We start from the raw sequence: 16,981 nt of genomic DNA, 5'->3' as shown, positions 1-16,981 counted from the left end.
CCATGAGCGACGAAATGAACCCGAGACCGACGGAGGTGAAGCACTTTCTGGACGTGGATCCCCTGCGGGATACCTACCGCAAGTCCATTACCCACTCGCCGGCCGTCACCCGCTCCCTGGCCACCCACCATACCGCCCTGCTGTGTATCGACATGCAGTATCTGGACGCGGCCCGGGACTACGGGGTGTTCGCCGACGTGGAGGCCTCGGGGGTGCCGCCCGAGGCCCAGGAGTACTATTTCGACCGCCTCGAGTACGTGGTGCTGCCCAACGTGCGGCGCCTCCAGGATGCCTTCCGCAGCCGCGAGCTGGAGGTGATCCACACCCGCATCCAGTCCCTCACCCTCGATGGCCGGGACCGCAGCGCCGGCCACAAGCGGCTGGGCCTCCACGCGCCGCCCGGTTCCAAGGAGGCGGAGTTCCTCGAGGAGGTGGCGCCCCAGGGCGATGAGATCGTCCTCAATAAGACGGCGAGCGGGGTGTTCACTTCGACCAACCTGGAATACCTGCTGCGCAACCTCGGCATCACCGGGCTGTTCGTGGTGGGGGTGTACAGCAACGAGTGCGTGTCCACGGCGATTCGCGATGCCTGTGATCTGGGTTTCTACGTGACCCTGATCGCCGACGGCTGCGCCACCGTGACCCCGGACCTGCAGAAGGCCACCATCACCACCATGAAGGATCGCTACGCCCGCGTCCTCACCGCCGAAGAGGCCCTGGCGGAACTGGTGGAGGTGGTGACCTCATGAATGCCGTCAACAGCGCCATCCTGGATGCCCGCATCGGCTGGCTGATCCTCGCCCTGTTCAGCATGGTGTGGGTGGCCCTGGGCTGGTACTGGGGGCGTCATGCCAAGAAGCTGGACGACTACGTGCTGGCGGGGCGGGGCGTGGGCCTCGCTCTCGGTACCGCCACCGCCATGGCCACCTGGGTGACCAGCAACACCACCATGGCGGCGCCCCAGCTCGCCTTCCAGATGGGGATCTGGGGCATGCTGGGGTACTCCCTGGGCTCGGTGGGCCTGTTGATGTTCGCGCCCCTGGCGCGGCGTATCCGCAGGCTCATGCCCAACGGCTATACCAGCGGCGATTTCGTGCGCATCCGTTACGGCAATACGGCGTGGCGGGTGTTCCTCGCCATCTCCCTGTTCTACAGCCTGGGCTGGCTGGTGAGCATGGGCATGGCCGGGGGGATCCTCATCCATGCCCTCACCGGCATCCCCTACCATTACGGCATGACGGTCATCCTCACCATCTGCGTGGCCTATACTCTTCTGGGGGGCTTCCGCGCGGTCATCGGCACCGATTTCATCCAGGCCCTGCTGATCCTGTCGGGGCTGGTGGTCATCGCCTTCCTCGCCATCGAGAAGGTGGGGTTCGACGAGATCCATCAGACGGTGCTGGAGGAACGCCCGGAGCTGCTCAACCTGATGATGCCGGCGGCCATCATGTTCCTGTTCAACAACCTGCTGTTCGGCGTGGGCGAGATCTTCCACTCCAACGTGTGGTGGAGTCGCGCCTTCTCTTTCCGGCCCGGGGTGGGCTTCAAGGCCTACACCCTCGCCGGCATCCTGTGGGCCCCCATCCCGGTGGTCGCGGGCTTCGTGGCCCTGGCCACGCCGGCCCTGGCCCTCAACGTACCCGCCGCCGACATGGTGGGACCCATGGTGGCGGCCAAGATCCTCGGGGTCACGGGGGCGGTGCTGGTGCTCATCATGGTGTTCTCGGCCCTGTCGTCCAGCCTCGACTCCCTGCTGGCGGCCACCAGCATCCTGGTGGTGGAGGATATCTACCGGCGCCATTTCAAGCCCCACGCCAGCGCCACCGAGATGCGGCGTGCCACCTCGTGGATCATCGTCGGTCTCGGGGTGCTGACGTGGCTGCTGTGCGCGCCGCGCCTCACCACCCTGGCGGAGTTGCTCTATTTCACCGGCGCCTTCGTGGCCAGCACCATCTGGCCCATCGCCGCGGGGCTGTTCTGGCGGCGCGTGAACCCCACCGGCGCCATCGCCGGCATGGTGCTGGGCAGCGCCGCCGGCCTCTACGGCTATTTCGCCATCGGTTTCTACGTGGCCGCCCTGGTGGGTGCCGCGGTATCCATGGCCTGTGTGCTGCTCTCCACCTGGCTGGCGCCCCGCATGTTCGACTGGGAGACCCTGAACGAGACCCACCCGGCGCAGATGCCTGGCGCAGATGGAGGGGCAATGACATGACCATTTCTTCCGGAGCCTTCGAGATCCTGGTGCTGGCGGCCCTCGCGGTCACCGTCGTCGCCCCGATCCTGCTGCTTGGCCTGCTGATTCGTGACTGGAAGCGAGGACATCTGTGGTGAACCATCTCAACCCCCGATTGCGCGATCCCCTGGAGGAGCAGCCGCTGGATGTCCAGGGCTTCGAGCGCCCGCGCGCCCTGCTGGACAGGATCCCGGAGGATCTGACCCACCTGCTGGACCTGGTGAACCGGCCGGTGGTGTCTGCACGGCAGTTCAGCCGCCAGCAGCTGCTGCAGCTCACCCGCCTGGCTGCCCGCTACGAGACCCAGCCTCAGCATCAGGTGCGGCCCCTCACGGGCAAGATCCTGATCAGCGCGTTCTACGAGCCCAGTACGCGCACCCGACTGTCCTTCGAGAGCGCCTGGCACCGCCTGGGCGGGGACATCATGTCCATCACCGATCCGGCCTCCACCGGCATCGCCAAGGGGGAGTCGCTCTATGACATCGGCGAGATGCTCAATCACTACGGCGACCTGGTGGTGTTGAGAGACGGCGACGAACAGGCGGTGTATGAGATGCTGGAGTCCCTGCGCGTACCCATCGTCAATGCCGGCAACGGCACCGACGAGCATCCCACCCAGGCGATGGCGGATATCTACGCCCTGCTGAAATGGCGCCCGGAGCTGTGCGGCGACGATATCGATCTCACGGAGAAGATCCGTTTCGGCATCGTGGGGGTGCCGGGGCGCATGCGTACGGTGCGCAGCCTGCTCATCTACCTGTCCCTGTTCGCCCCCGCCCTGGAAGAGCTGGTGGTGGTGAGCGACGAGCAGGAGCCCTTCGCCGAGGGGCAGCGGGAAGAACTGGAGGAGGTGGGCCTCAAGGTACGCACGACACAGGATTTCGACGCCGAGTTGCCCCACCTCGACGTGATCTACATCAACGCCATCGCCTGGGTGAGTGGCAACTACGAGGAACTGGGGGCCCGTTATCGTCTGGATGCCGACTCGCCCCTCAAGCCCGACGCCATCATCATGCATCCCCTGGCGCGCGGCGAAGAGCTGTCCCGCGACCTCGATGCCACGCCCCATAACTGGTACTTCGCCCAGGCCCGCGGCGCCGTGTATATGCGCATGGCGCTCCTTTCAACGATTTTGAAGAGCTTTGCGTAACCAATAATCATGTGCGGAATCGCAGGATACATCTACGCCGATCGGGAACGCCCCGTCGATCCCGAGACCCTGGTGGCCATGGCGGCCATCCAATACCACCGCGGCCCCGACGGCTACGGCTGGCAGGCCATGGAGGGGGTGGGCTTGAGCCACGCGCGGCTGTCCATCATCGACCTCGACCAGAACCGGGGGCGCCAGCCCTTCGTCAGCGCGGACAAGCGCCTCATGCTGACCAAGAACGGCGAACTCTACGACTATCAGCGTATCCGCGCCGATCTGACGGCGCGGGGGGCGGTGTTCCGCACCAAGAGCGATTCCGAAATCGTCATGCATCTCCACCCGCGCCTGGGCATGGAGGGCACCGTGCCCCACCTGCGGGGCGAGTTCGCCTTTGCCCTCTATGACCGCGACGAGGATACCCTCCACCTGGTGCGCGACCGTTTCGGCATCAAGCCCCTGTACTGGACCGAGATCGACGGCGGCGTGGTGTTCGGCTCGGAACTCAAGGTGATCTTCGCCCATCCCGAGGTGGAATGTCGCTTCGATTCCGCGGGCCTGTTCCACCAGCTGATGCAGACGGTGGTGCCCGGCCAGACGGCCTTCGCCGGGGTCCGGCAGGTGCAGCCCGGCCACGTGCTGACGGTGCGCCGCCGGGACGGCCGGCTGGATGTCAAGGAATGGTGCTACTGGGACGTGCCCTTCCCCGAAGAGGATGCCAGTCGTATCCACGTAGCCGATGAGGCCCCCTGGATCGAGGGCACCCGCGAGCAGTTGGTCGACGCGGTGCAACTGCGCATGACCGCCGACGTGCCGGTGGGCTGCTATTTGTCCGGGGGCATCGATTCCTGCTCCATCCTCGGCCTCGCGGCCGCGGCCTCCCAGAATCCCGTCAAGGCCTTCACCATCGGCTTCGACAGCGAGGTCTACGACGAGACCCCCATCGCCACCGAGATGGCCGAGGCCACGGGGGCCGACCAGGAGATCCTGCGCATCGAGTCGGGCCATCTCTACGAGCACTTCGAGGAGACCCTGTGGCACACCGAGCGCACCATCTACAACACCCTGGGGGTGGCCAAGCTGCTCATGAGCCGGCGGGTCAACGAGGTGGGCTACAAGGTGGTGATGACGGGCGAGGGCTCGGACGAGCTGTTCGGCGGTTACCCGGCATTTCGCCGCGACATGTTCCGCCACGGCCTGGATCACCTGCCGGCGGACGAGCGGCGCGAATGGGAACGCATACTGTCCGACAGCAACGAGACCTTCCGCGGCGCCATGCTGGCCGAGGAGGAGGTACATAACCCGGCCCTGGACAGTCTCATCGGCTTCACGCCCTCATGCCTGCAGCCGTGGCTGGCCAGCAGCGCCCGGGTGCCCGCCGTGCTGCACCACGATCATCGCGAGGCCCTGAGGGGCTATGACCCCGGCGAGGCCATCGCCCGGGAACTGAACAGCGAGGCCCTGCGGGGCCGGCATCCCTTGGACAAGGCCCAGTACGTCTGGATCAAGACCATGCTGGAGGGACAGATCCTCACCTGGGGGGGTGACCGGGTGGACATGGCCAATTCCATGGAGGCCCGGCCGCCCTTCCTGGACCATCATCTGGCGGAGTTCGCGGCGACCCTGCCGCCGACCATGCGCATCCACGGGCGCATCGAGAAGTACGTGTTACGGGAGGCCATGAAGGGGCTCCTGCCCGATACCCTCTACAAGCGGGAGAAGTTCGCCTTCATGGCGCCGCCCGCCCATACCGATCCCAGGAAATGGCAGGCCATGCGTGTGCTTGCCGACCGCCATCTCAGTCCCCAGGCCATCGAAGATGCCGGTCTGCTGAACGTGGATGGCGTGGCGGGGGTCTTCGAGGAGCACGAGTCGCCCAATACCACGGCGGCGGCGCAGATCCAATTGGATGCGCTTATCAATCATCTGCTGGGCGTCCAGATCCTTCACAGGGATTTCGTGAAGGGGGATATCCCCAGGCGTGCCCGCGAGCAGGCCCGGCAGTTGGGCTGGCATCCGTAGCCCGCCCAGGTAAGCCCCCGCGCATCCGCCCCCAGACTACGGGCGCGCGGGCTGGCGGCGCCGGATCCCGGCGCCAGCGGCATGCCACCACGCGGGCGCGGACCCGCGTCGACCAGGAAGCAAGGTCCACGGCGACGGCCCTCCCGACTTAACCCGGGAACGGCGTCGCCCATGATTCACTCACTGAACAGGAGATAATTTATGTTAAACGTCCATAAAGAACAGGATTACGGAGCCAACCCCCTCGATGTCCGCGAGACGGACCAGTACACCGAGGAATACGTCCACTCTTTCGTCCAGAAATGGGACGACCTCATCGACTGGGAGGGCCGCGCCGAGGCCGAGGGTGAGTTCTTCATCGAGGAGTTGCGCAAGCACGGGGCGAAGAAGGTCCTCGACGTGGCCACGGGTACGGGGTTCCATTCCGTGCGCCTGATGCAGGCCGGTTTCGAAGTCACCAGCGCCGACGGCAGCCCCGAGATGCTGGCCAAGGCCTTCGAGAACGCCCGCAAGAGGGGCCAGATCCTGCGTACCGTCCACGCCGACTGGCGCTGGCTCAACCAGGACGTCCACGATCTGTATGATGCGGTGATCTGCCTCGGCAACTCCTTCACCCATCTCCACAGCGAGAAGGACCGCCGCAAGGCCCTGGCGGAGTACTACGCCACCCTGCGTCATGACGGCATCCTGATCCTGGACCAGCGCAACTACGATGCCCTGCTGGACCATCAGGTGGAGCCCTCCCACAACTATTACTATTGCGGCGACGACGTGTCCGCCACCCCGGAGCATGTGGACGAGTCCCTGGCCCGCTTCCGCTATGAATTCAGCGACGGATCCACCTATCACCTCAACATGTTCCCGCTGCGCAAGGCCTATACCCAGCGCCTCATGAAGGAGGTGGGTTTCCAGCGCGTCACCACCTATGGCGACTTCAAGGAGACCTACAAGGAGGGTGAGCCGGACTTCTTCATCCATGTGGCCGAGAAGAAATACATCGAGGAGGACACGGAATGAGTGCCAATTATTCTGAAGTCGTCAGCACCGCGCGGGAGTACTACAACAGCGACGACGCGGACAACTTCTATTTCCACATCTGGGGTGGCGAGGACATCCATGTGGGCATCTACCAGTCGGATGACGAGGACATCCGGGTGGCATCGGAGCGCACCGTGGCCACCATTGGCGCACGCCTCAAGGGCCTGGGGCCGGAGCATCGGGTCATCGACCTGGGAGCCGGCTATGGCGGTGCGGGCCGCTGGCTGGCCCGCACCTTCGGGTGCCACGTCACCTGCCTGAACCTCAGCGAGGCCCAGAACCGGCGCAATCGCGAGATCTCGGAACAGCAGGGGCTCAGTCACCTCATGGAGGTCATCGACGGCAGCTTCGAGGAGATCCCTTCCGCCGACGGCAGCTTCGATGTCGCCTGGTCCCAGGACTCTATTCTCCACTCGGGCCAGCGGGCCCGCGTGCTGGACGAGGTGGACCGGGTGCTGAAGCCCGGCGGTGACATCCTGTTCACGGATCCCATGCAGGCGGACGACTGTCCCCCGGGGGTCATCGATCCCGTGCTGGAGCGCATCCACCTGGATAGCCTGGGTTCCTTCGCCTTCTATCGCGAGCAGGCCGCGCGCCTTGGCTGGCAGGAGGTGGAGATCGAGGACCTGACGCCCCAGCTGGTGCGTCACTACACCCGCGTGCGCCAGGAACTCGCCAACCACCGGGAGGCCCTCGAGGGCAAGGTGTCCGAGGATTACATCGACCGCATGATCAAGGGCCTGGGCCACTGGGTGGATGCCGGCGCCAACGGCTATCTCGCCTGGGGCATCATGCATTTTCGAAAGCCCTGAGGGCAGTCGTCGCCCCGGTCCCGGTCGCGCCATCCGGCGTGACGGGAGCGGTGGAGCCATCCACCCACCGGGGTGTGGCCTCTCGTCGTCGCCGTTGCCGCGCCCTGGTTTTCCCTGGGTAGGTCGGTTCGCGGTGCACGGCGAGGCCCCATCTATCTCCCAACGGCCCTCGCGGACCAAGCCTCCCTTATTTCATCATCTTGGGCGGCACGTATTGCCATGAGAGTTAATCTGAATTGATATGGGGCAGGGAAAAGTCCTGTAAACGTATACCCTGCACCAAAAAGGGATGGATTCCTTGGATTTTCGGGAATTGCCCTGCTATGGTTAGTGTATAAGGATTCAAGAAAATGCTGATTTGATCCGTCGCGGATCGCCTCAGCGGAGGTAAGACGCATGACAAATGTATGTTTCACGTTGAAGGGCTTTTGCCTGCGCCATGAGTGGGCGCAGCTCACCTTTGCCGTACTCGGCGTCACCTTGTTCATTGGAACCGTGTGGTCGTTGCTGAACTTCCAACTGGCGGTTCTGGACTGGCTCGGTCAGAACGTACTCATCCATGGCTTGCTTTTCGGTACCGCGGCGCTCATGGATACCCTCCTCATCTTTGGATTGCTGTGTCTCGGCTTCTCCGAGAACGCCCATGAGGACAAACACTGTGTCCACGCCTTCCGTGGCCGGCGCCACCGCCCCCTCATGCCCCACGTCTCGAAATTCGCCGGCCATCTGGGCAAGAATCCGCGGCGTCCTTAGCCCGGCCCTCCTCGCCCACCACGCATTCACCATCATCCCGCCGCGGCGGCTCATACGGGCCGTGGCTCGGTATGATTCCGGCAAATCCCCCATAGACAGAGAGCCGGCGACGCTTCGACCCGCGCAGGGTTCCGGCGACGACCGCGGCATAGCTTGGAGAGATCGATGTTGGAGGAAAAGATTCGCCGCGTCCCCGTGTGGTCCGGTGCGCTGCGTGCCTTGCACTGGTCGTTGGCCGCGGGCGTGGTCTTTCAACTGGCGAGTGGCTGGCTCATGGGGCAGGGCGTCAGGGATCCGGACTTCTGGCGCGATTGGCACCTCATGACGGGCCAGGCGGTATTGGTACTGGTCCTTTGTCGTCTGGCCCTTTTGTTCAGGCAGGGTCCGGACAATTGGCGCTCCTTCGTTCCCAAAAGCACCCTGCTTCAAGGGGCCCGCCAGACCCTGTCGTTCTATGTCAGTCTCGGCAAGGCGCCGTTACCGAACTGGTATGCCCACAATCCTCTGTGGGCACTTCTGTATCCCCTGCTCGCCGCACTTATCCTGGTGGCGGCCATCAGTGGCATTTTCCACGAGGCACCTTATCTAATCGCCGGTCTCAGCCCGGCCGCCGTGCACGGCGGCGCGGTGTCTCTGCTGGTATGGCTGATGGCGGCTCACGTGGTCACGGCCGTCGTCCATGACCTGAAAGGCAAGGGTGCCTTCATCTCCGCCATGATCAACGGCAACCGATATTTCCATGTCTCGGTGCAGCCCCTGGGGCCCGAACCACCGGTGGCCGGCCGCTCGGTGGATGTCACCTTCGACACGGCCCCCCCGGACCGGCCCATCTCCGGCGCGGCGCGTCCCGGGGCCGGAGGCGTCCGTGGAGAAGGGCCGGGACACACCGAGTAAATACCGACCGCACTCAGGGTCGGCTCACCCGGCGCCTCTCCTTTCTCATGGGGCCGACGAAATCGCTGCCATAGCCATTACGATTGCGCTCCTCCGGGACAGGATGGCTGGCCACATAGCGGCTCGTCTGCTCGGCGATACGGTCGAGAGAGGAGCATGGTCCGAGGGGCGGTCCGTTTCTGATCTTTGCAAACCAGGCCGGGATGTGCCAATCGGAGGGCATGTACAAAGGGCTCATACAGAAATAACGGTCGTCGATCAGACCCGTGTGTCTCATGGCGGCGGTCCTCTTTCCTTAGTCTCTGTTCGCCTGACGATCATGGCGATGCGCAGTGCCCCGGATGATGCAAAGAGGGGCGTGTATCGCCATGTTCGTTCCCTCACCCCGTCCCTCTCCCAAAGGGAGAGGGGGAGTTCGTGCTTCGCGACTTTCACGTTAACGAGTTGACAGCTTAGACTATGTTTTCATTATTTCCATTAGAATCAACTAATTAAGTTGTTCATGATAAGCTGTCGCGGTATCCGGCGTGGCCGCGCTCATGCGAGGTCCTGTCGAGCCGGTTCGCGGTGAATGTCATAATAATCCAGGAGGAGGCGATTGCGCCGGCGCCGGTGCGCGGGACCGTCCGTGTTTCTACGTATCCGGCCGCATGGTCCGCGGCGATGACGGTTCCATTGCTCATGCCTTTAAATTCGCCCCCTGATCGCGTATGGTCCTAACCAATGGATCACTACTGCTTCTGCGCTACCTCTCTCGACACCGCTCCCGAGTGCTTCTTGGTTTTGACGCGGACTCAATCTAGTGCTTCCTGGCGCGACCATTCCGGCCGGCACCTGGCTATCAGGGTGTCGTGCTTTCGAGCCGTCTCGAGACAGAAACCAAAAGGAGCCCATAGGCGTGCAGATTCAAAAGCATCGCGTGGTGACTATCCACTACACCCTGGCCAACAATCAGGGTGAAGTCATCGACTCATCCGAGGGGCAGGATCCCCTCGTCTACATACATGGGGTCAATCAGCTCGTGAGCGGGTTGGAGAAGGCCTTGGAAGGAAAGGCCACCGGCGAGCAGGTGTCAGTCACCGTGGCGCCCGAGGAAGGCTATGGCCCGGTGCTGCCTGAACTGTTCCAGGAGGTGCCTCGCGCGGCATTCGATAACATCGAGAACCTCGAGCCGGGCCTGCATCTGCAGGCACAGACGGAAGAGGGCCATGTGCGTCACGTGCGGGTCGTAAAAGTGGGTGATGATACGGTGGAGATCGACATCAATCACCCACTGGCCGGCGAAGAGCTATATTTCGACGTGTCCATCGAGCAGGTACGCGATGCCAGCGAAGAGGAAGTGGAACACGGTCATGTTCACGGCGGGGACGGCCACAGCCACTGACTAAGGTGGTCGCCCGGCTTACTTTGTTCGCGGCAACGGCCGAGGGGCCGCCCGCAAACCGGCGGTATGGTGGAATACTACCGTCTTTTCAATAACAACACTGGAGGTCAGTTTTATGAAGAAGTTAAAACTCGCAGTCGCTTCCGCGGCCCTGCTGTCGTTTTCCGCGCTCCCCTTTGCCGCCAGCGCATGGTGGGGCGGCCCCGGCTACGGCGGCGGTCCCTGGAGTGGCATGGGCGATGGTTTCGGCGACATGTTCGGCAGCGGCAACATGAGCTGGACGGGTAGCGGTTCCGGTCGCGGCTATGGCCGTGGCTATGGCGCCCCCTACTATGGCGGCTATCCGGGCTACGGTTACGGCGGCTATCCGGGCTATGGTGCGCCCGGCTACGGCGCCCCCGCCTATGGCGGCTACCCGGGCTACGGCGCCCCGGGCGTGATGCCTCATCCGGGCATGGGCGGTTACCCAGCCCAGGGCGGTGGTGCCCAGCAGGGCGGCCAGCAGGCCCCTGCGCAGTAAGGCTTCCGGACCACCCTCTTCCCTGGGGGTTATTCCTGAAGATGAAAGGCCCCACCATGGTGGGGCCTTTTTTATGTCAACCACTCCGGGAGAGACATGAGTACACTACATCGCCAGCATAACCAAGGGCACCGGACGGCCTCGGGAAGCACTGCCGGGGTGGCGGCGGTGTGGGTGGGTACTTTCGTCCTGCCGGCGTATGGACGGATCGGGCCCGCCGATGCCGGGGGCTGGTGGTAAAACAAACGGGACGTACCCCGACGGCGCCAGCGCGCCGGTTCAGGGCCGACCATGCAACGGGATGCACAATACGCCCATGTCCGAGTCTTCTTCCACGCCCTACGCCACTTTGGGGCCCGATACGGTGCTGGACGCCGTCGAGAGCATCGGCTTGTCCACGGATGGGCGCCTGCTGGCGCTGAGCAGCTATGAAAACCGGGTATACCAGGTGGGTATGGACCGGGGGCCGCCGGTGGTGGTGAAGTTCTATCGCCCCGCGCGCTGGACCGATGCAGCCATTCTCGAGGAACACGAATTCGTCGCCGAACTGGCAGCCGCGGAGCTGCCGGTGGTGCCTGCAATGGCGTATGCAGGCGAGGTATTGCATCGCTTCGGGGACTTCCGCTTCAGTGTGTTCCCCCGCCAGGGGGGGCGCTCGCCCGAATTCGATGACCTCGAAACCCTGGAGTGGATGGGGCGCTTCATCGGACGCCTCCATGCCGTGGGACGCGTTAGGCCCTTCGCCCATCGCCCCGCCCTCACCATCGAGACCTTCGGCGAGGCGCCCCGGCGGTATCTCTTCGATCTCCATTGGGTGCCGGACGAGCTGGTGGAGGCCCTGGCCGCGGTGATGGACTATGCGCTGGGGCAGGTGGCCCAGTGTTACCGCCGTGCGGGCGCGGGGCGCCAATTACGCCTTCACGGCGACTGCCATGCCGGCAACGTGTTGTGGACCGACGACGGCCCCCATTTCGTGGATTTCGATGACTGCCGGACCGGGCCCGCCATCCAGGACCTGTGGATGTGCCTGTCCGGGGAGCGGGCCGACATGACCCGCCAGTTGGACGCCCTGCTGGAGGGCTATGAGATGTTCAGCAGTTTCGATGCCGCCGAGTTGCACCTGGTGGAGGCCCTGCGCACCCTGCGCATGATCCATTATACGGCCTGGCTGGCCCGGCGCTGGAGCGACCCCGCCTTTCCCGCCGCATTTCCGTGGTTCGCCAGCCCCCGCTACTGGCAGGACCTGATCCTGAACCTCCGGGAGCAGGTGGCCCTGATGGACGAACCGCCCCTGCGGGCCCTGCCCTGACAGCCCGGCCAGTCAGACCTCCCGCGGGCGGCGGCGTCTGACCAGGGCCCCGAGGCCGGGCACCGCGGGGGGTGAACAGCCAGGCCACCGCCGGCAGGGGCACGGCGGCGATGGCGGGGGCGGGGGCGAGCCCCGCCAGCAGGGTGTCGGCGTCCATGAACCGCAGTGGATGCGCTGCACTATTCAGCGCGTGCCTGGGGTTTGGGTTGGCGCTGGAACTCGGTGCCGTGACAGGCCGGGCAGGGGGGAATGTGCCCGGTGCGCTTGAAGTGCATCTCCTTGCCGCATTGGGTACATTTGAGGACGCCAGGGGCGGTGATCTCGCCGGTGTGGCGCATGCCCGCGGCGCGGGCCCGGGCGGCCAGGCGGTCCAACTCCAGGCGGGTGCGGTCCGCCACGTCGGTGAACAGTTCCAGCATGCGCTCCTCGATGAGGCCGAGGTCGAAACGCCACCAGTCCCGCAGCTCGCGCCCCGACTCCACCATGTACTCGGCGGCGTCCCGCAGGTCACGCTTGAGGTATTCGGCGACACGCTCGGCCTCCTCGCGGGTCAGCTCACCCAGTTCCACCGCCTTCTCCCGCGCCTCGGCCACCCGCTCCTGCATATGGGGCAGGTCCTGCTCCGCCTGGTCGATACGCAGGCGGGTGCGTTCCAGCATCTTCTCGTAGGCCTGGATCAGGCGGTCGCTCAAGTGGTCGTCGGGTTCGCGGGTGGGCATGGGGGGCGTCTCTCCTGGGTAATCAGCATCTCTCAGTGGAAGTTTGGTCCACCGGGCGCCAGCGTACAAGCGCGGCCGGGGGACCGCATGGATGGAGGTAGCATGGGGCGGTGTCTGAATGTCGGGATGAATCCCGGCCTCCAAGTTAGCCGCCGAGACATGGGCATGAGCGATGGTTCTCTGTATGCCGAGCTTCCGTCGGCTGCCAGGAGCAGCCGACCTACGCCTCTGTCCTTCTCCCCAGGGGAAATGGGAAATGGGAAAGGGGAAAAGATTACCACCCGTGCGTCCGCTCTGCTGACGCCGAAACGGTGGATCCGCTGCGCCTTTTCAAACTGCCACTCCTCCCTGACCTTCTTCCTTTTGGCGTCACTTGCGTCTTTCGCGGTTACGCTTTTTGTAGGTCGGGCTTCAGCCCGACAGCCCTTGGCTGGTTGCGACCCGGCCCGAGGTGCCTGCGGCGGGCTTGAATGTCGGAATGAATTCCGACCCACATCCGTGCCGCTGGAACGGGCGGTGGGAGATATTTGTAGGTCGGGCTTCAGCCCGACAGGGTGCAGCGCTGGCCTGGGCCCGGAGGACGCACCTCCATCAGTTGATGGTGACACCCTCCGGTACTTCCCCGGCAGGCGCCTGGGGCGCCTGGGCCTTGCCCCAACCGGCGCCCTCGGCGGTCTTGAGCAACAGACTGTGCAGGGAATACACCATGTCCTCCTTGAGCACGATCTCCGTGTTTTGGCCGCCGGCGGGCTGGAGCACCAGCAGCCAGCGCCCCTCGGCCTGCCGGCGCAGCCTGACGCCGGTCACCAGCACGGGCTGTTCCCCCAGGGGGAAGCGTTCGGCGCCTTCCCGATAGGTGGTCTTGAAGTCCGCCTTGGCCAGGGCCTGTTCCCGGCGAAACCTGAATACCTCCCGTCGCGCCTCGGGGTCGGGGTGGGCGCCGACGTCGGGTTGCCGGGCCAGACTGCGGGTGAGGCCCGCCAGCAGGCGCAGCACCAGGCGGCGGGTCAGCCAGAAGCGGAACTCTTCCCGTTCCGTGGTATTGACCCGGAGCAGTATGCGATCCTCCTCCGGCGCATAGGTGACCTGTAGCTGTTGCAGACGGCCCATGGGGTAGTGTTCGACTCCGGTGACGTATGAAGCACGGTGAACTATAGCAATGTGCGCAGGATAACGGGTGGGATGGCCCCATGAGCCTGGAGATAGGCGTGGAAATCTGGGACAGTCACTGTCATATGGACGACGACCTGTTCGCCGGCGACCGTGCGGCCGTCATTGGTCGCGCCCGCACGGCAGGGGTCACCACCCAGGTGGTGCCGGCGGTGAGTGCCGCCACCTGGCCGCGTCTCAAGGCCGTATGCGCCGCCTTCGACGGGCTGTTGCCCGCCTATGGCCTGCATCCCATGTACCTGGCCCACCATCGTGATGAACATCTCACGGAGCTGGCCCGCTGGCTCGAGGCCGAGAGTCCGGTGGCGGTGGGGGAGTGTGGCCTGGATTACTACGTGGAGGGGCTGGACCGCGACCGCCAACTCGATATCTTCGAGGCCCACATCCGGCTGGCGCGGGATTACGACCTGCCCCTCATCGTCCACGGCCGCAAGGCCCTGGATGACGTGCTGAAATGCGTACGTCGCCATCCCGGGGTGCGGGGCGTGGCCCATAGTTTTTCGGGCAGCGAGCAGCAGGCCCGGCAACTCCTGGACAACGGCTTCCTGCTGGGGATCGGCGGGCCCCTCACCTACCCGCGGGCCCGGCGTCTGCGCCGGGTGGTGGCGGCGGTGCCCCTGGAGGGTCTGGTGCTGGAGACGGATGCGCCCGATCAGCCCGTGGCGGGGCACCAGGGGGTGCGCAACGAGCCTGCCCGGGTGACCGATGTGCTGGCGGCCATGGCCGAGGTGCGGGGCATGGCGGTGGCGGAGGTCGCGCGGGCGACAACGGCGAACGCCCGGCGTCTTTTCAGTCCCCGCGCCTGAGGATTCAGTGTGGTTGCGTGCCGCACACCGGGCAACCCGGATCCCGCGGGATCCCCAGGATACGGATGCTCATGCCCAGGGCATCCAGGAGCATCAGGCGGCCCGCCAGGGTCTCGCCGGTGCCGATGATGAGCTTCAGTACCTCGGCGGCCTGAGTGCTGCCCACCATGCCCAGCAGGGGCGCGAAGATGCCGGCCTGATCGCAGGTCTCCCCCGGACCGCCGTCGTCCGGGTAGAGGCAGTGGTAGCAAGGGCTGCCGTCGCGCCGGGGATCGAACACCGCGACCTGGCCGTCCCAGGCGGTGGCGGCCCCGGATACCAGGGGCACCCCGGTGCTCACGCAGGCCCGGTTGAGGGCGTAGCGGGTCTCGAAGTTGTCGCTGGCGTCCACCACCACCTGGCAGCCGCGGGTGGTCTCCACGAGTTCCTCGTCGTCGAGGGCGCGAGGGATGGTCTCCACGCCGGTATCCCGGTTGAGACCGGCGATGGTGGCGGCCGCCGATTCCACCTTGAGACGGCCCACGTCCGCCTCGCCATGGATGATCTGGCGTTGCAGGTTGGAGAGTTCCACACGGTCGAAGTCCACCAGCACCAGGGTCCCCACTCCGGCCGCCGCCAGATACATGGCCACCGGCGAGCCCAGGCCGCCGAGACCCACCACCATGACCCGGGCGTCCACCAGCCGCTGCTGGCCGGCCTCGCCTATCTGGGGGAGGAAGATCTGGCGGCTGTAACGCTGGCGCTCGATGTCGTTCATGGTGGGGCGGCGCAGGGGCGCCGGGCTAGAGATAGCGGCGCCAGTGGGAGGGACGGTCGTCGCGGCAGCCGTGGGTGGTCCGCTGGTAGCGGTTCACGAAGATGCGGGCGGTGCAATTGGAGTCGTTGCGGCAACCCATGTTGTCGCGCTGGGTCTCGTCGGCGTAATGCCAGACGGTGCGCCGCAGTTTCGACATCAGGCTGTTGTCCAGGTGGAAACCGACACCCTCCAGGGCCCCTTCGATATCCTGGAGGGTGATGTACCGCACGTCGTAGCTGAGCCTGAGCACCAGGGGATCGGCGGCCTCCAGGCTGATTATGCCGTCGGCGTCCCCGAGCAGGAACACCGCGGACCGTGCCTGATCGGGATCCGAGTGGGGGGCCTGGAAGCGGATCTCCCGGTGCTTGACGATCTCTTGGTCCGGTTCTTGATCCGGCGTATTCATGGGCGCCAATGCTTCCTCCATGCCGGCCCGGCGGAAGGGCCGCCGGCGCTTGCCGGGGCCTCGAGGGCGTGGCTGGGATTATTCAGCCGTTGCGAGGGGGAATCAAGCCGCCCTCGCCTGACCACCAGCCCTCGGTGACCCGTTCCCGGCCCGCGAGATCCGGGTGGGAGGCCACCGCCGCGAGGCCGGCCTCCTGCATGAGCCGGCGCACGGCCGGGCCCTGGGTGTGGCCGTGCTCGGTGAGCAGCCATCCCGCGTTCATGCAGGCGGGGAGGTCGCCGACGATGCGGCGGATGTCGTCCAGGCCCTCGGCGCCGGAGGCCAGGGCAGCGGCGGGCTCGAAGCGCACATCGCCGCGCCGCAGGTGGGGGTCACCGCACGCCACGTAAGGTGGGTTGGTGACCACCAGTTGCAAGCCCCGCAGGCCCCGGCACCAGTCGGTTCGTACCAGGGACACGTTGTCGGAGGCCAGGCCCCGCCGGTTGTGGGCCGCCACCGCCAGGGCCGTCTCGGAGATGTCGGTGGCCACGATGGTGGCATGGGGGCGCTCGCGGGCCAGGGCGAGGGCCACGGCGCCGCTGCCGGTACCCAGATCCGCCACCCGCAGGGGCGTTTCCTCGGGCAGGCGGGCCAGGGCACGCTCCACCAGGGTCTCGGTCTCCGGGCGCGGGATGAGGGTGGCCGGCGTGACCACGAGGTCCAGGGACCAGAACTCACGCCGGCCGGTGAGATAGGCGACGGGCTCCCCCTGCCGCCGGCGCGCCACCAAGGCCTCGAAGCAGCGGCGCACCGATTCGTCGAGGGGCTTGTCCGGCCATGCGAGGAGGTGGCTGCGGGGCCGTCCCAGGCAATGGCCGAGGAGTACCGCCGCCTCCAGGCGCGGGTTGTCGCCATCGAGAAGGGCAGTGGCCCAGCCCAGGGCGCCGGCGATGCTCCCGGCGTGGGCGGGCGGCCGGTCCCTCATCGCGGATG

Annotated in this window: 18 protein-coding genes; 13 read left to right on the top strand and 5 right to left on the bottom strand. The window is 65.7% G+C overall.

The window, feature by feature from the left end; genetic code table 11:
• The first annotated feature begins 2 nt into the window (after positions 1–2).
• The 12 genes from U5S82_06750 to U5S82_06695 all read left to right on the top strand — a co-directional run bounded on the left by U5S82_06750 (position 3) and on the right by U5S82_06695 (position 12,112).
• Entirely contained in the window at positions 3–749 is a 747-nt protein-coding gene (locus U5S82_06750; GenBank protein ID MDZ7751353.1) for an isochorismatase family cysteine hydrolase, read from the top strand.
• The gene (locus U5S82_06745) at positions 746–2,212 is read left to right on the top strand and encodes a sodium:solute symporter family protein (protein MDZ7751352.1); all 1,467 of its coding nucleotides are present in this window, start codon (positions 746–748) and stop codon (positions 2,210–2,212) included. Before U5S82_06750 ends, U5S82_06745 begins: the two co-directional genes overlap by 4 nt.
• Positions 2,209–2,331, top strand: coding sequence for a hypothetical protein (locus U5S82_06740; protein MDZ7751351.1), 123 nt, complete (start codon positions 2,209–2,211; stop codon positions 2,329–2,331). Before U5S82_06745 ends, U5S82_06740 begins: the two co-directional genes overlap by 4 nt.
• Complete coding sequence (locus tag U5S82_06735) at positions 2,325–3,383, top strand: aspartate carbamoyltransferase (GenBank protein ID MDZ7751350.1); 1,059 nt, start codon at positions 2,325–2,327, stop codon at positions 3,381–3,383. Before U5S82_06740 ends, U5S82_06735 begins: the two co-directional genes overlap by 7 nt.
• Positions 3,384–3,392: 9 nt before the next feature.
• Positions 3,393–5,402, top strand: coding sequence for an asparagine synthase (glutamine-hydrolyzing) (gene asnB, locus U5S82_06730; GenBank protein MDZ7751349.1), 2,010 nt, complete (start codon positions 3,393–3,395; stop codon positions 5,400–5,402).
• A gap of 201 nt (positions 5,403–5,603) precedes the next feature.
• Positions 5,604–6,419 carry a methyltransferase domain-containing protein gene (locus tag U5S82_06725; protein ID MDZ7751348.1) on the top strand — a complete coding sequence of 272 codons (816 nt, stop codon included), beginning with the start codon at positions 5,604–5,606 and terminating at the stop codon, positions 6,417–6,419.
• Positions 6,416–7,252, top strand: a complete 837-nt coding sequence (locus U5S82_06720; protein MDZ7751347.1) for a methyltransferase domain-containing protein — start codon at positions 6,416–6,418, stop codon at positions 7,250–7,252. The genes U5S82_06725 and U5S82_06720 overlap by 4 nt, the downstream gene beginning before the upstream one ends.
• A 396-nt stretch (positions 7,253–7,648) precedes the next feature.
• Entirely contained in the window at positions 7,649–8,005 is a 357-nt protein-coding gene (locus U5S82_06715; GenBank protein ID MDZ7751346.1) for a hypothetical protein, read from the top strand.
• 165 nt (positions 8,006–8,170) lie between these two features.
• A complete protein-coding gene (locus U5S82_06710; GenBank protein MDZ7751345.1) occupies positions 8,171–8,899 on the top strand; it encodes a cytochrome b/b6 domain-containing protein in 729 nt (242 codons plus the stop codon).
• Positions 8,900–9,797: 898 nt separating this feature from the next.
• The gene (locus U5S82_06705) at positions 9,798–10,283 is read left to right on the top strand and encodes a peptidylprolyl isomerase (GenBank protein MDZ7751344.1); all 486 of its coding nucleotides are present in this window, start codon (positions 9,798–9,800) and stop codon (positions 10,281–10,283) included.
• A gap of 115 nt (positions 10,284–10,398) precedes the next feature.
• Positions 10,399–10,803: a sulfur globule family protein gene (locus U5S82_06700; protein ID MDZ7751343.1), complete on the top strand. Its 405-nt coding sequence runs from the start codon at positions 10,399–10,401 to the stop codon at positions 10,801–10,803.
• A 316-nt stretch (positions 10,804–11,119) separates the two neighbouring features.
• Complete coding sequence (locus U5S82_06695) at positions 11,120–12,112, top strand: serine/threonine protein kinase (protein ID MDZ7751342.1); 993 nt, start codon at positions 11,120–11,122, stop codon at positions 12,110–12,112.
• 179 nt (positions 12,113–12,291) lie between these two features.
• Here the strand turns inward: U5S82_06695 and U5S82_06690 are convergent, their stop codons facing one another.
• Positions 12,292–12,831: a zinc ribbon-containing protein gene (locus U5S82_06690; protein ID MDZ7751341.1), complete on the bottom strand. Its 540-nt coding sequence runs from the start codon at positions 12,829–12,831 to the stop codon at positions 12,292–12,294.
• Positions 12,832–13,422: 591 nt separating this feature from the next.
• Complete coding sequence (locus U5S82_06685) at positions 13,423–13,941, bottom strand: hypothetical protein (protein ID MDZ7751340.1); 519 nt, start codon at positions 13,939–13,941, stop codon at positions 13,423–13,425.
• 80 nt (positions 13,942–14,021) lie between these two features.
• Here U5S82_06685 and U5S82_06680 point away from each other — a divergent pair, with 80 nt between their 5' ends.
• Positions 14,022–14,807, top strand: a complete 786-nt coding sequence (locus tag U5S82_06680) for a TatD family hydrolase (GenBank protein ID MDZ7751339.1) — start codon at positions 14,022–14,024, stop codon at positions 14,805–14,807.
• A gap of 4 nt (positions 14,808–14,811) precedes the next feature.
• On the opposite strand, the gene moeB is transcribed toward U5S82_06680, so the two are convergent.
• From moeB to prmC, 3 genes are all read right to left on the bottom strand, one after another.
• Positions 14,812–15,564: a molybdopterin-synthase adenylyltransferase MoeB gene (gene moeB / locus U5S82_06675; GenBank protein MDZ7751338.1), complete on the bottom strand. Its 753-nt coding sequence runs from the start codon at positions 15,562–15,564 to the stop codon at positions 14,812–14,814.
• A gap of 25 nt (positions 15,565–15,589) precedes the next feature.
• Entirely contained in the window at positions 15,590–16,009 is a 420-nt protein-coding gene (locus U5S82_06670) for a hypothetical protein (protein MDZ7751337.1), read from the bottom strand.
• Between the two features lie 82 nt (positions 16,010–16,091).
• Positions 16,092–16,973, bottom strand: a complete 882-nt coding sequence (gene prmC / locus U5S82_06665) for a peptide chain release factor N(5)-glutamine methyltransferase (protein ID MDZ7751336.1) — start codon at positions 16,971–16,973, stop codon at positions 16,092–16,094.
• Positions 16,974–16,981: the final 8 nt, after the last annotated feature.

This window comes from Gammaproteobacteria bacterium (genome assembly GCA_034522055.1).
In the GTDB taxonomy this organism is placed as follows: domain Bacteria; phylum Pseudomonadota; class Gammaproteobacteria; order JAABTG01; family JAABTG01; genus JAABTG01.
This window is presented reverse-complemented; position numbering and strand designations above follow the sequence as displayed.